At 45.6% G+C, this 14,393-nt stretch carries 14 protein-coding genes and 1 riboswitch; of the genes, 13 read left to right on the top strand and 1 reads right to left on the bottom strand.

What is annotated here, in order from left to right; genetic code table 11:
• Window positions 1-62: 62 nt before the first annotated feature.
• Entirely contained in the window at window positions 63-641 is a 579-nt protein-coding gene (locus tag BLS16_RS08560) for a Uma2 family endonuclease (protein ID WP_242876237.1), read from the bottom strand.
• 210 nt (window positions 642-851) lie between these two features.
• Window positions 852-1,035: riboswitch (cobalamin riboswitch) on the top strand.
• Between the two features lie 296 nt (window positions 1,036-1,331).
• Between BLS16_RS08560 and cbiE the strand changes: the two genes are divergently transcribed.
• The 13 genes from cbiE (at window position 1,332) to BLS16_RS08495 (ending at window position 14,236) form a co-directional block, all read left to right on the top strand.
• The gene (gene cbiE, locus BLS16_RS08555) at window positions 1,332-2,582 is read left to right on the top strand and encodes a precorrin-6y C5,15-methyltransferase (decarboxylating) subunit CbiE (RefSeq protein WP_092332284.1); all 1,251 of its coding nucleotides are present in this window, start codon (window positions 1,332-1,334) and stop codon (window positions 2,580-2,582) included.
• The gene (cobI, locus tag BLS16_RS08550; protein WP_092332282.1) at window positions 2,582-3,319 is read left to right on the top strand and encodes a precorrin-2 C(20)-methyltransferase; all 738 of its coding nucleotides are present in this window, start codon (window positions 2,582-2,584) and stop codon (window positions 3,317-3,319) included. The genes cbiE and cobI overlap by 1 nt, the downstream gene beginning before the upstream one ends.
• On the top strand, window positions 3,300-4,094 hold the full coding sequence (gene cobM, locus BLS16_RS08545; RefSeq protein WP_092332279.1) for a precorrin-4 C(11)-methyltransferase: 795 nt from the start codon (window positions 3,300-3,302) through the stop codon (window positions 4,092-4,094). Before cobI ends, cobM begins: the two co-directional genes overlap by 20 nt.
• Window positions 4,095-4,152: 58 nt before the next feature.
• Entirely contained in the window at window positions 4,153-5,271 is a 1,119-nt protein-coding gene (locus BLS16_RS08540) for a cobalt-precorrin 5A hydrolase (protein WP_092332595.1), read from the top strand.
• 26 nt (window positions 5,272-5,297) lie between these two features.
• A complete protein-coding gene (gene cobJ, locus BLS16_RS08535) occupies window positions 5,298-5,987 on the top strand; it encodes a precorrin-3B C(17)-methyltransferase (RefSeq protein WP_242876236.1) in 690 nt (229 codons plus the stop codon).
• Window positions 5,984-6,748, top strand: coding sequence for a precorrin-6A reductase (gene cobK, locus BLS16_RS08530; protein ID WP_092332275.1), 765 nt, complete (start codon window positions 5,984-5,986; stop codon window positions 6,746-6,748). Before cobJ ends, cobK begins: the two co-directional genes overlap by 4 nt.
• Entirely contained in the window at window positions 6,745-7,113 is a 369-nt protein-coding gene (locus tag BLS16_RS08525) for a sirohydrochlorin chelatase (protein WP_092332272.1), read from the top strand. The genes cobK and BLS16_RS08525 overlap by 4 nt, the downstream gene beginning before the upstream one ends.
• On the top strand, window positions 7,110-7,745 hold the full coding sequence (locus BLS16_RS08520) for a precorrin-8X methylmutase (RefSeq protein WP_092332270.1): 636 nt from the start codon (window positions 7,110-7,112) through the stop codon (window positions 7,743-7,745). Before BLS16_RS08525 ends, BLS16_RS08520 begins: the two co-directional genes overlap by 4 nt.
• 252 nt (window positions 7,746-7,997) lie before the next feature.
• Window positions 7,998-9,542: a cobyric acid synthase gene (locus BLS16_RS08515; protein WP_092332267.1), complete on the top strand. Its 1,545-nt coding sequence runs from the start codon at window positions 7,998-8,000 to the stop codon at window positions 9,540-9,542.
• 90 nt (window positions 9,543-9,632) lie between these two features.
• Window positions 9,633-10,604, top strand: a complete 972-nt coding sequence (cbiB, locus tag BLS16_RS08510; RefSeq protein ID WP_092332593.1) for an adenosylcobinamide-phosphate synthase CbiB — start codon at window positions 9,633-9,635, stop codon at window positions 10,602-10,604.
• A 63-nt stretch (window positions 10,605-10,667) separates the two neighbouring features.
• On the top strand, window positions 10,668-12,137 hold the full coding sequence (locus BLS16_RS08505) for a cobyrinic acid a,c-diamide synthase CobB (RefSeq protein WP_092332264.1): 1,470 nt from the start codon (window positions 10,668-10,670) through the stop codon (window positions 12,135-12,137).
• Between the two features lie 73 nt (window positions 12,138-12,210).
• A complete protein-coding gene (locus BLS16_RS08500; protein ID WP_092332262.1) occupies window positions 12,211-13,128 on the top strand; it encodes a GHMP family kinase ATP-binding protein in 918 nt (305 codons plus the stop codon).
• Between the two features lie 4 nt (window positions 13,129-13,132).
• Entirely contained in the window at window positions 13,133-14,236 is a 1,104-nt protein-coding gene (locus BLS16_RS08495) for a pyridoxal phosphate-dependent aminotransferase (protein ID WP_092332259.1), read from the top strand.
• The last annotated feature ends 157 nt before the right edge of the window (window positions 14,237-14,393 follow it).

Below are 14,393 nucleotides of genomic sequence, written 5' to 3'. Positions count from 1 at the left end.
GGCGTGTTTCATTAAACTTAAACACGCCCCTATTCTTCGGTTCTATTCTCTTTCCTTAATACTTAAGAAAAAACATCCTGCAAATCTATTAAAAGATCTTGAAAAATACCTACGACGATTGAATCTTCCTCAATATACACTTCCGGGCGGCTAAATTTTCCTTCCTTAGTAAGTTGGAAAACCGAAATAGTCTTTTCCTCCGGGTGAACGATCCAGTACTCACGAACCCCAACCTTTTCATAAAGATTAAATTTTTCTTTAAGGTCTTTTTGAAACGTAGAGGGTGAAGTTATCTCAATAACCAAGTCTGGACTTCCTAGACAACCCCGATCATCTAATTTATTTGTGTCACAAACGAGGACAAGATCAGGTTGAACGACAGTAGATGTTTGATCAGCAGTCTCATGTACTTGGGGTAAACGTACCTCGAAGGGGGCAGCATAAACTCTGCATTGTTTTCCTTTCATATAATTGTTGAATAGAGTATGTAACTGACCAGAAATCTCTTGATGCTTACGCGAAGGGGCAGGAGTCATATTGTAAGCTTTCCCATTAAGTAATTCCCAGCGTTCAACTTCTGGCCACGTGAGGTAATCTTGGTATGTAAACAATCGTTGATTGTATTTTAGATTTTTACCCAAGGAAATCCACCCCCTGTTCCATTTATTTCCTATCAATAATCTAACATATCCGCTTACGTAGAACAAGAACATAATAAGAATACTAGAATGACATGCATTTGAATAAACTTTGTGAATATTATAATGTTTTTAACAAATTATTTTGAAATAGAGGAATTTAGTATATACTTATAGAATAACTCATTATTGTTAAGACGCAATTTGTTAAATTAATATTGTTATGCTTAAGGTTCCTTTGAATTTAAAGGATCAAAGAGGGGAAGTCGGTGAAAATCCGGCGCGGTCCCGCCACTGTAAACAAGGAGTTTTCTTCGCCTAGTTGTGTTATTAGACATGATTAATGGAGAAAATGATGATCTGAAGCCAGGAAACCTGCCTTAAGTAGCATCACCAACCTACGAGCGATAGGAGATGTGTGTGTTTATTTGGGTAAACCATACGAGCCGCTCAGGCTCGTTTTTTTATACCAGCTAGTAGGAAGCCTCGGAATGCTAAGCGACACACACACACACACGAAGACACTGTCTTCGCACGGATTACGCATTCTTGCAGACACTGTCTTCGCACGGATTAAGCATTTCGCAGAAACTGTCTTCCCCGAATAAGCTGGGCTTGCAAGATCTGGGCTACACAGCCTGAACTGAAGGCTAACAAGTACTAAACATCAACATTAGGGAAGAAGGGTAATGAATGTTACAGGTGATCGGCATTGGCCCTGGGAGGCCGGAATGGTTGCCACCCGCGATTAATGAGCTTGTGAAGAACTGCGAAATCTTGATCGGAGGATCTAGGGCTCTGGAACTCTTTCCAGATTTCACAGGACAAACCTATGTCCTATCCGGTAATCTGGCCAGTAGTATAGAAGTGATCAGAAGCGCCTTAAGGGAAAAGAACGTTATTGGAGTCCTCGTCTCCGGCGATCCAGGGTTTTTTAGTTTTTTACCTAGACTCAAGAAAGAGTTTCCCGAGGAGAGGATCGATGTACATCCGGGGATTAGTTCTCTGCAGTTTGCCTTTGCCAGAGCTGAGCTTGCTTGGCAGGAGGCAGACTTTGCCAGTGTTCATGGCCGCGAGCTGTCAGTATTACCTCAAGTGATAACTCGACCTACAGCGGTTCTGACCGGTGGGGAAAACACTCCCCAGGCAATTGCTCAATTTTATCTGGAGCAGGGAAATAATCCGCAGATATCCATAGGAAATGCCCTGGCTTATCCGGAGGAGTTTTGGGCAACAATGGATGCAGAGAAGTTGGCTCAGGAAGAGACCTTGCTAAAGAATGCCATTGTCATTCTTCATCCGGATTCTAACCAAACGAGTATCTCTAATAACCAACCATCTGATTCCGATCCCCCTGAGAGAGGTACAAAGTTAAGGCTGGGGATTCCAGACGAGGAGTTCTTAAGGGGTAAGGTTCCCATGACCAAAGCGGAAATTCGCGTCCAAGTCCTGGCCAAAGCCCAAATTTCCACAAAGGATTGCGTTGTGGACATTGGCGCGGGTACGGGGAGTATAAGTATTGAAGCTGCCGGTCTGGCTTCTGCCGGTGTGGTTTACGCCATCGAACACAATACCGAGGCTCAGGAACTAATTCTAGCTAATCAAGAAAAGTTTGGAGTTCCAAATCTTCGGCTAATTCCAGGAGCCGCTCCCGATGTCTTTGGAGAGCTGCCTCCGGTGGATGTCTGTATCATTGGCGGCAGCAGCGGCAGACTGTCGGAAATACTACAAACAGTTCCCTTAATTAAAGGGGGAAGGATCGTCATCACAGCAGTAACCATAGAAACTGTTGCCCAAGGATTAAAATTGCTCTCGGATTACAACTATCAGGATATTGATACGGTTTCTATTCAAGCTGTCCGCTGGAAAGCAGTACAAACCCTGCATATGGCTCAAGCTTTGAATCCAATCTTTATTATCTCAGCAAGAAAAGGGGAAAAGTGATGAATACAACATGGGGAAAATTCTATGGAGTCGGAGTCGGTCCCGGTGACCCTCAGCTCTTGACTTTGCAAGCTGTTAATGTACTTCAATCCGTGGATTTAGTAGCTATTCCAAAATCCAAGATGGATCGAGAAAGTGTGGCTTGGGATATTGCTAAAGTTCATTGCCCCGCGAAGGCTCGTTTAGTAGAGCTGGAAATGCCCATGACTTCTGATCAGCAGGTTTTAGAAAAAGCATGGCAAGATGGAGCTCAAACCCTCCTGGAAGAACTAAAACAGGGCAAATCAGTAGCCTTCATTACCTTAGGCGACCCATCCCTGTATAGTACATACAGTTATCTGCTTAATATTCTTCAGAAACAATTGCCCCAGGAATGCATTAAAACCATTCCTGGAATAACGGCCATGGCTGCTGCTGCAGCAAAGATTAACCTGCCCCTGGCCACAGGGGATGAACCTCTCCTTATCTTACCAAGTACGGAAGATGTGGGAGACTACCTGAACTTCCCTAATCTAGTCCTGATGAAAGTCTCCCGCAGGCTGCCTGACATTTTGGATCTGCTGGAAAAACGTGAGAGAAAGGCAGTTTTACTGACTCGTCTCGGACAAGCTGAAGAGAAAATACGTTGGGAACCTAAGCCCGATGATTTTAAATCTGAAAAAGTCGACTATCTCAGCCTGTTGCTTGTCAAAAAAGATTTACTGGGGAGGGAAAACAGTGAGCCAGAAGAAAACTAGCGGCCAAGGCCAAGTGATTTTTGTCGGAGCCGGTCCGGGGGATCCTGAGCTCATCACACTCAAAGGAGCCCGGGCTATAGAAGGCGCAGACCGGGTGATTTATGCCGGATCGTTAGTTAATCCGGAATTGCTGGGGATGTGTCGTCCGGGGGTTCCTTGTCATGACAGTGCTCATCTCACTCTTGAAGAAGTAGTGGCCCTCATGCTGGAGGGAACGAATAACGGAGAGACTGTTGTTCGCCTTCATACCGGAGATCCCAGTATGTACGGTGCTATTAAGGAGCAATTCGAATACTTAGATAAACAAGAAATTCCCTATTCTGTCATACCGGGGGTCAGTTCAGTGTTTGCAGCTGCTGCAGCGGTAAAGAGAGAATTTACTCTGCCGGATATCAGTCAAACCTTGATTCTAACTCGTTTAGCCGGGCGAACTCCCGTACCGGAGCGTGAGGCACTTTCTAAATTGGCTCAACATCAAGCCAGTATGGCGATTTTCCTAAGTGTTCAAGACATGGGAACTGTGGTCAAAGAGTTGCAGGATGGGGGTTACGCTGCCTCCACTCCTATTGCCGTTATCGCTAAAGCAAGCTGGCCGGATGAAGAGATTCTCTTGGGAACCCTAGAAACTATCGTGGAAAAGGTAAAAGCGGCAGGAATCCGTAAACAGGCGCAAATTCTGGTAGGAGATTTCTTAGATCCTGCCAAGGGTTATGCACGGTCAAAACTCTACGATCCGACCTTTACCCATGAATACCGACAAGGAACAGATAAGTAAGGTGAACACTGAAGCCAATAAGGTGACGACGAAAAACCACCACCAAGACTTTGAGGACATGGATAATCCTCCAAGCGGGAAAGCAGCTCTTTTGTCCTTGACTGATCGAGGCTTGGATACGATCCTGCGTATTGGCGAGACTTTACCGGAGAATGTTGGATTTAAGGTTTATCTTCATGAAAAGGTACTCCGTCCGGGAGATAAGCCTAATCGACAAGCCCAAACCCAAGTCCAATCTCAGATCCAATTGCAAACCTTCAGCCATCTCAGGGATGTTGTGCCCCGTCTGTGGCAAGAATCAGCAGTGCTGATCTTTGTCATGGCAACAGGAATTGTGGTGCGTCAGATAGCCTCTTTAATAGAAGGAAAAGATCGAGACCCAGCTGTTTTGGTCTTAGATGAGGAAGGAAAATTCGTAATTCCTTTGCTGTCCGGGCATTTAGGGGGCGCTAATACTTGGGCTAAGCAAATTTCCGCCCAGATTGGGGCAGTACCCGTTATTACCACCGCTACGGATGTAAGAGGAATGGTAGCTCCGGACGAATATGCCCGTAGATTTGGCTGGAAGGTAGAACCGCTATATCATTTGCCGGAGGTCAACAGCTTATTATTAAACCGGGAATATCTTAAAGTCTGGGCCAAGTATCCCTTAAAGCCGGAGCACCATGCCTTGCTAAAGGATGCTCATTATTGTTTCTTAAGTGAAAATGAGAAAGATCAAGCTAATGTTATTATTGATGCTTTTCCGAATTTGCCGCTTAAAAGGGATTGTCTATATTTAGTCCCCCCGGTTTTAAGTGTTGGGGTGGGATGCAGACGAGGAGTTGCTCAGGAGGTCATTTTGGAACGCATAAAAATGGCTGTCGAGGAACTCGGGGCTTCCCTTAAAGCCATTGCGGGTATTTATAGTATTGACCTCAAATCTGATGAAGTGGGACTGATTGAAGCAGCCAAAAGCTTGAAGGTTCCCTTTAAAACCTTTCGTGCTGATGAACTGCAAACAGTTAATCTTCAAGAACAATTAAGTCGATCAAATTTTGTCAGCGAAAAGATAGGAGTGGACGGTGTATGCGAAGCAGCGAGTTTACTGGGAGCCCAAATGGGGAGGTTAATTCTGCCCAAGACCAAGGGGCAGGGAGTAACAGTAGCCATCAGCATAGAAAACTATATGTCGTAGGTCTGGGGCCTGGGGATCAAGAACATATGACGGCAAGGGTTCAGTCGGTCTTAAATGAAGTTGAATACATAGTAGGGTATAAAACCTATGTAGACCTTATCAAACCCTTTTTAACCCATCAACAAATTGTGGCCACCGGCATGCGTCAAGAAATAGATCGCTGCCGTGAAGCCATTCGCTTGGCTGCCGAAGGACATCGAGTAGCTGTTATCAGCAGTGGAGATGCAGGAGTTTACGGTATGGCCGGGATTATTATTGAATGTCTGGAACAAGAGAACCTCCTGGATATGCCTTTAGAAATCATCCCCGGAGTGACAGCAGCCTCTGCTGCAGCTTCGATGTTAGGTGCTCCTTTAATGCATGATTTTGCTGTGGTTAGCCTAAGTGACCTCTTAACTCCTTGGGAAGTTATTGAGAAACGAGTTCGCTTAGCAGCGGAAGGGGATTTTATCTTCGCCCTTTATAACCCTAAGAGCAACGGTCGCCCTCAACATATTGAGACAGTACGAGAGATTGTTTTACGCTACCGTCGTCCGGATACTCCGGTGGGTCTGGTTCGAGAAGCCTTGCGAGGGGAGGAATCCAGTGTAGAGATTACCACCCTGGAAGATTTCACGAAGCACAAAATCGACATGTTGACAACCGTAATTATTGGAAACTCGCAAACTCGGATTGTAGGACCTTACATGGTAACCCCCCGAGGCTATAAGCTGTGAGGCTTTTAGTTTTAGCAGGGACTGAGGATGGACGTAAACTGGCCTATGCCCTCAAGCACCGGGGACATGAGGTATTAGTTTCTACACTAACTCCTTATGGAGCGGAGTTAGCCCAAGGGCAAGGATTGCAGACTCGCTGGGGAGCTATGGATGAAGAGAAGCTAATCAACCTTTTGAAAGCACAGAATTTTACCGCCTTAGTAGATGCTACTCATCCCTACGCTTTAAGGGTTAAAGAAATGGCTAAAAAGGTTTGCTTAGATTTAAAGGTTCCTTACCGACGCTGGGAGCGTTCAGAACTGGATTTGCCGGATCATCCTCTTATTTATTGGGCGGAGGACATATCCGGTGCCGCTCAACTTTCTGCCAAGTTAGGACAACGAATTATGCTGACCACGGGCAGCAATGGGTTGCCGGAATGGGTTTCTCATCCGTTAATGCAGGATAAATCCCTTTACGTTCGTGTTCTTCCTACGTCTGAAGTGTTGATGCGCTGTGAAAAATTAGGTTTAAAACCGAATCAAATCATAGCTGCTCAAGGCCCCTTCTCCCAAGAATGGGATGAGGCGATGTTCAAGCAGCTAAAGATCGAAGTCGTGGTGGCTAAAGAAAGTGGTAAAGTAGGCGGAACCATCGAAAAGGTAGAAGCCTGTCTGAATTTGAATCTTCCTTTAGTTCTTTTGAAACGACCGGCGGCAGAGATAGCTTCAAATCAACCAACCATTACAGAATTTATTAATAATTTGGAGGTAATAACATGAAATCAGAAATCATCATTCTAGGGCACGGCAGCCGTCGAGCAGAAGCAAACGAAGGACTTTTAGTCGTCGCTGAAAAAGTAAGCAGCATTATTGGGCAACCTGTAACCCCCGCATATATGGCTCATGACCACCCGAGCTTGCCGGAAGCGGTAGAGGCTAAAATTGAAAGTGGAGCAAAGCACATTGTTATAATGCCCCTCTTTCTTTTCCGTGGGATGCATGTGACTGTTGATATTCATGAGGAACTGCGTGAGATTCGGGAACAGCATCCGGAGGTTGAAATCGTCTTTACCAGAGAGCTGGGAGCTGACGACGGAATAGCAAGTTTGGCTAGTCTTCGCATTAAGGAGGCTCTCGGCGAATGACAGCAGATTTTATTTTAGACCCCGGTCAAATTGAATCTGAAAGCATGAAGATTATTCGGGCAGGACTTACCCGTCCTTGGTTAGACACGGACCTCCCGGTTGTTGAACGCATCATTCATACTACGGGGGATCCTTCTTTAGAATCTGCAATTGCGATTCACCCGGAAGCAATTGCGTGTGGTCTTCAAGGATTGAAACAGGGGGCCACTGTCATTACGGATGTGGAGATGGTTAGAGCAGGTATTTCCAAGGAAAAGCTTAAATCATTGGGCGGGACGGTAGAATGTTTTCTAAACACTCCCGGAGTTCCCGAACAAGCAAAAGCCTGGGGAATTACACGTTCCATGACCGCTTTTCGCATGAATGCCGATCGGTTGAAGGGTTCCATTGTAGCCATTGGAAATGCCCCAACCGCTTTGCTTGAAGTTTTGCGTCTCGCAGAAAATCCCGAGACTCGTCCGACCTTGATTGTTGGAATTCCAGTTGGCTTTATTGGAGCCAAAGAGTCAAAGGATCTCCTTTGGGAGCACCAAGAGTTCCCGTCGATTACCGTACTAGGAACCAGGGGCGGGAGTCCTATTGCAGCAACAGTGGTAAATGCCTTGATTTATACAGTTTTAAAGCAAAAGTAAATTTGCAGGCCTTTACCGCCTCTCCATGCAATGGGTTCACTCCTGTTGGACGAATCCGCCCTTTCTTTCGGGTCTATTGTCGTTAAGAATGTTTTTGGGGTGTTTTCAGAGTCGTTTTCTGTTAGTATCTCGGTTAAGAAGCTCAGCAGATTGATAAGCTTTAATGATAAGTTAGCTTTGTAATTAGTTGGAAAGCATGAAGTGGAAGCAAGAGATTTGTCCCCTTGCTTCCTTAGAAAAGAGGGTGAAAAGATGTCTTCAGATACTCAAGCAAAGGCCAAACTTATGATTCAGGGAACTTCTTCTAGTGTAGGAAAGAGTGTATTGGCTGCTGCGTTCTGCCGGATATTTTATCAAGAAGGATATAAGGTCGCTCCCTTTAAAGCTCAAAATATGGCGCTCAATTCCTTTGTGACCATTGCAGGAGGTGAGATGGGGAGGGCCCAGGTCGTTCAGGCACAAGCTGCCGGAGTGGATCCTGATGTTCGAATGAACCCAATTTTGCTTAAACCCAGTGGACCTGCCGGATCTCAAGTTATTATTATGGGCAAGTCCCAGGGTAATGTAACAGCCTTGCGCTATCATGGGGAGTATCAGCGTATGACTTGGCCGTATGTTACTGAGGCTCTTCACTCTCTGCTGGATGAGTATGAAATAGTGGTTATCGAGGGAGCTGGAAGTCCGGCTGAAGTGAATCTCAAATCCAATGATATTGTGAATATGCGAGTGGCAATGGAGGCCAAATCACCGGTTTTGCTTGTAGCAGACATTGATCGCGGCGGAGCTTTAGCCTCTGTTGTAGGAACCTTAGAATTGGTAGAACCTGAAGAGAGAGCGATGATCAAGGGAATTATTTTTAACAAGTTTCGCGGTGAAATCAAGCTGCTTCAGCCTGCCCTGGATTTCATTGAGGAAAAGACAGGGATTCCGGTGGTAGGGGTTGTTCCTTACTTTAAAATCCGTATTCCCGATGAAGATTCTGTTGCTTTGAGTGAAGCGGTGGAAAATCCTTCGGTTTCCCTAGATCAGCAATTGGATGTGGCAGTGATTCGCTTGCCCTATATCTCAAATTTCACGGATTTTGATGCCTTGCAGGATGAGCCGGATGTCTCCGTACGTTATGTCACAGAGCGCGCCAATCTTGGAAAACCCGACCTTCTGATTATTCCGGGGAGTAAGAATACTCTTGCTGATTTGCGCTTTCTTCATGATAGTGGAATAGGGGGACAAATACTGGCCCTTTGCGGGGAAGAAGTTCCTGTGATAGGAATTTGCGGCGGGTATCAAATGATGGGACGTCTGGTTAAGGATCCTCTGCATACGGAATCTGAGCTGGAAGAGGTAGCGGGATTGGGAATTCTGCCCATGGTTACAGAGTTCTATCCTCAAAAACATACTGTTCAAAGCAAGGGGACTATCTTGACGGATCAGGGTTTTTTTAAAGCCTGCACCGGAGAAACTGTTGAAGGTTATGAAATTCATATGGGGCGATCCATGTTGGATGAAGGCCATTTGCCTTTATTCAATTTAACTTCCAATGGAGAATCCAATCTCGATGGTTTACAGTCTGGAAATTCCTATGGAACTTATCTCCACGGGATTTTTGATAATGATAGTTTGAGGGCCTCCTTGTTAAACTGGTTGTGGGAGCGCAGAGGAACCCGGAGACCTGTCGAAGCTTCACTTTCCCAAGCTGCTCTGCGTGAATCGGCGTTTAATGAGTTGGCGGATTTAGTGCGACAGAATGTGGATCTGGAACGGATACGAGATATTATGGGTTTAAAGGCAGATTCTTAGAAACGGTTTTAGGGATGTCAGCAGAATTAGCAAAGACCTATAGCAGAGAACTCTTGCTTTAAAGTAGGAGTCTAGGATGTGAAGATTATTATGATAGAAACCTTTAGTTGGTTTGGGGCAGTCCTTCCAATGGTTGTTCTCTGTGGGTTTATTCTTGATCAAGTTATTGGAGATCCACACAGCTGGCCCCACCCGGTTATAGGGATCGGCAAGGGGATTAGTTTTTTAGAGGAGAAGCTCAATCAGGGATCTCCAAAGGTACGACGGCAAAATGGGGTCTTGTTAACTTTAGTTGTCGTAGGTGGAAGCTATCTGCTTACTTGGGGAGCCGTCTCTCTCGCTAACTTTTTCCACCCAATCCTCGGTTTTGCCTTCAGCATTTATATAGTTTTTACCACCCTGGCCGCTAAATCTCTTTTAGATGCGGGGCAAAATGTTCTAGTCCCCCTGACAAAAGGGGATCTAAGTGAGGCTCGGATTCAACTTTCTTGGTTAGTCAGCCGTGATACGACAAATCTTTTCGAAGGGGAAATTGCCCGAGGAACCGTTGAAACTTTAGCGGAAAACTTTGTCGATGGAATACTATCTCCTCTCTTTTACGCGGCTCTGGGAGGTGCCCCCTTAGCCATGGCCTTCAAAGCTGTGAGCACCTTGGATTCTATGGTCGGTTATAAAAATGAACGTTATTTAGACTTTGGCTGGTTTTCAGCTCGCACGGATGATTGGGCAAACTACCTGCCTGCCCGCATATCCGTTCCCATCTTGCTCCTGGCAGGAAAATTGAGAAGAATGTCTGTTGCTCATGCGTACCGGATGTGGAAGCGGGACGCCTCAGGACACCCCAGCCCCAATGGCGGAAATCCGGAAAGTGTGGTTGCCGGTCTACTGGGAATTCAATTAGGTGGAATTAATATTTATCACGGGAAGACGCATCATCGTGCTGAGATGGGGGATGCACTCCATCCAGTCAATGCCACTGATATTGTTCGCTGCCGTCAGCTGGTAAAAACAGCCACCTGGCTGTCTCTGATACCTGCGCTTGTTTTAGCTTATCTACTTTAAAGCAGTATAACGGCACGAACTACGAATATCGAACCACGAACATCGAGTTGGGGGGGATTAAGCATGAAGATTCCACGGATTGTCCTGGCAGGAACGCATAGTGGCGTGGGGAAAACAACCCTTGCCACGGGTTTAATGGCAGCCTTAAAAAAGCGGGAACACCCAATCCAAGGGTATAAGGTTGGACCCGATTATATAGACCCCAGTTATCATGCGGCGGCTACGGGAAGGGCTTCCCGCAATCTTGACCGCTGGTTGTTGGGGGAGAGCCTGCCTTCCGTCTTTGCTCAGACTGCCAAGGAACGTTGGGCGGTGATTGAGGGAGTCATGGGAATGTATGATGGAATGAGTGGAACCGCGGGCTTTGGGAGCACTGCTGATGTGGCAAAACTCCTTGACGCTCCCATCGTTCTTATAGTGGATGCTTCCTCAATGTCTCGCAGTGTTGCAGCGTTAGTTCATGGATTTAGTACTTACGACCCTCAAGTTAAGCTTCGGGGAGTAATCCTTAATCGGGTTAAGTCCTCCGCCCAAGAAGCAATTCTTAGAGAAGCCCTTAGTGAAATTAGAATACCCGTCCTTGGAGTTTTACCCAAAGAACTATCGCTTAAGTTGCCTGAACGGCATTTAGGGTTAGTTCCGGTAGGGGAAGGCGGACTCTTAGAAGGATTTATCGATACACTTTCTGAGCTGATAACGAAACATGTTGACCTGGATCTGGTTGAAAGCATCATGCTGGGTGCCCCCGAATTTAAACAGCCATCTTTACCTGAAATAGAAAAGGATCATATTCTGTATCCTTCCGATAAGCCGAATATTATTGACTCAGAACAAGTGTCTGTTTCAACTACAAATAAAGAAATAATCTATCCAAATATCCAGAGACAAGAAACTAGTAATAAGTTTCGGTTAGGCTTAGCTTGGGATGAAGCGTTTCTCTTTTACTACCAAGACGCCTTAGATCTTGCTGAAGGTTTGAATGCCAGCATAATACCCTTTAGCCCCCTACACGATCACTCTATCCCTCAAGACTTGGATGGGATTTTCTTAGGCGGTGGTTTTCCTGAGCTGCATCTTAAAGAGTTAAGTCAAAACAAACCGTTTATCAAATCCTTACAGGATTTTGCCGCCAGCGGTAAACCAATCTATGCTGAATGTGGAGGGTACATGTATCTCGGCCAGTCGATTACGGATTTTGAAGGCAATGAGCTGCCCATGGCGGGTATCATTCCCATGAAGGCTGAGATGACCAAGCGTTTACAAGGGATTGGCTATCGAAAAGGAGTCTTTCGTGAGGGCAATTTTTTCGGCCCTGGTGGAACCACTGTTCAAGGGCATGAATTTCACTATTCTCGAGTCATCTATGAAAAGGAATATCCTCCTGCTTATGAATTATTCAGAGGAGATAAGGTGGATCGCCTGGAAGGATATGCTAGAGATAATATAATCGCTTCTTATTTGCACCTTCATTTTTCGGGACATCCGGAGTTACTGGAACATTGGTTTGCTTCCCGTCTCGGGAGAACAGAATGATAACAGTTGAGCTAAACATGCTGAAACATCCTTTCTCTAAAGGGGTTAAAAGTCGTAGGGGGATTGAATATTAATGGATTTCGCAGTGGGGTTAGCTCGGTGTCCGGGAACATGTGGAGAATGGGTACAAGGGGCTAGAAATGGAGTTCCATTTCTTATTGATTGTCCCATTGATCGATTTTCGGAAGCTAGAGTGACATTAAACTTGAATACTACTGGCTGGGATCTGCCCCTTAATAAAGTAAAAGCACTCCAAGTCTTGGAATTGCTCAAAAAAAGTTTAGGTCTGCCTAGGCTAGGGGGCCAGGTTGAGTTCTCTCTCCAGCTTCCGGAAGGAAAAGGGATGGCCAGCTCAACGGCAGATATTACTGCTGTAGCAGCAGCAGCTTTAGTTGCCCTAGGAGAAGATCCTGTACCGGAACGTTTAGCTGATTTTGCTCTCCGGATTGAACCCAGCGACAGTGTAATGTTTCCGGGTATTACGGAAATAGAACATGTTCAAGGGCATAACCATCGGTTACTGGGCCCCACTGTGCCGGCTTTGTTCTTAGCTTTAGATTGGGGCGGGGCCATTGACACGAAAGTCTTTAACGCTCGCCCGGAGCTTTCTGAACACTATCGGCGTCAGGAGAGTGCAATTAAGAGAGCGTATCAATTAGCCTGTGAAGGAATCGAGCAGGGTGACTTAGAAAAATTAGCAAGAGCGGGAACGATCAGCGCTCAGTGCAATTTAGAAATTAACCATAAATCATTCTTTCAACCCTTTTTAGACTGGGTTCTGCAAAAGGGGGGGCTTGGCCTAGTCACTGCCCATAGTGGTACATTGTTAGCAGGAGTTTTTCCCCAAAGTGGATCTTTAAATCAGGATGTATCCAGGAGCTTACTAAGTGAAGCTCAACAACGATTTGCTCCTGCCTATCTGGACCTCTTCCATAGTCATTCCGGCGGAATTGTCGCCAATAAAATCGAAATTACAGAAAATACGGGGTGATACTATGCACGGTGGCAATCTCCGCAGAGCCAAGGAAATCTATGGTTTGGAGTCATTTGTTGATCTCTCCGCTAATATTAACCCTTTTGGACCTCCACCTGGGGTATGGGCTTCTATAAAAAAGGGCATGGAGGATATTGTAAATTATCCGGATCCGGAGAGTATTGGGTTGAGGAAGACTCTTGCCAGGCACTTGGATCAACCTTTGGAAACAATTATGGTAGGCAACGGAGCCGGCGAACTAATATTTACCATTGTCCAGGCCTTAAAGCCCCGGAGAGTGGCGATTCCTATTCCGACATTCAGTGAATACGAACGCGCTGCACGGGCAGTAGTGTCTGAAATTCAATACATTCCTCTGGGCCCGGAGGGTTGGGCCAAGTACCAAACGGGTAAGAAGGGACATTCCTCTGAAGCTGATTGTAAGCAACAGATCTGGAAGGAAGTTCTTAAGGAATGTGATTTGCTTTTTCTTTGTTCTCCCCATAATCCAACCGGGACTGTCCTGGAGAAAGAAACCTTTGAGGAAATCCTAGTATTCTGCCAAGAAATAGGTTGTCGAATCCTTTTCGATGAATCCTTCCTTGATTTTCTTCCGGATGCAGAGCGCTGGTCTGCTCGCGATTATTTAACTGCCAACGAGCATCTTATGGTTCTCTATTCTCTAACGAAGTTCTATAGTATACCGGGGCTGCGTTTGGGCAGTGTTTTTGCCCAGCCAACTCTAATTGCTGACTTCGAAAAATATCGTGATCCCTGGTCTGTTAATGTTCTTGCTCAGCATGCCGGAATCTCAGCCTTAGAAGATTTACAGTATCCTGATGAAGTAAGGGGCAAATTGCAGGAGAGCAGAGAGTATTTCTATAGAGAGTTCCGGTCGGCAGGGTTTTTAAATCTAAAGCTGTGGCCGACTGTGGTTAATTTTGCCTTGATTGAAGTTTTAGACCAGACTCCTGATAGATTAATCGAACATTTAGGTCGCTCAGGGATTCTCGTGCGCAGCTGCGCCAGTTTTGCCGGCCTGCCGGGTAATTTTATTCGAGTAGCGATCAAGGATATCCCAGTGATGCAGCGTCTAATTGAGGGATTGAAAAGTTGGATTGGATAATCCCGGGGTAATGGGATTTAACTTAAAAATTATTGATAATATAAGATAAACATTAACATTCAATATAAACATTCATGAACCTTCCGTTCACAGGGAGGCATGAAAATTTTCGGACATCTTTTCATGGCAAGAATTAACTGAGATAATCTTAATAAGG

The organism is Desulfosporosinus hippei DSM 8344 (assembly GCF_900100785.1).
Lineage (GTDB): Bacteria > Bacillota > Desulfitobacteriia > Desulfitobacteriales > Desulfitobacteriaceae > Desulfosporosinus > Desulfosporosinus hippei.
The sequence above is the reverse complement of the archived record's forward strand: the minus strand, read 5'-3'. Positions and strand labels throughout refer to the sequence as shown.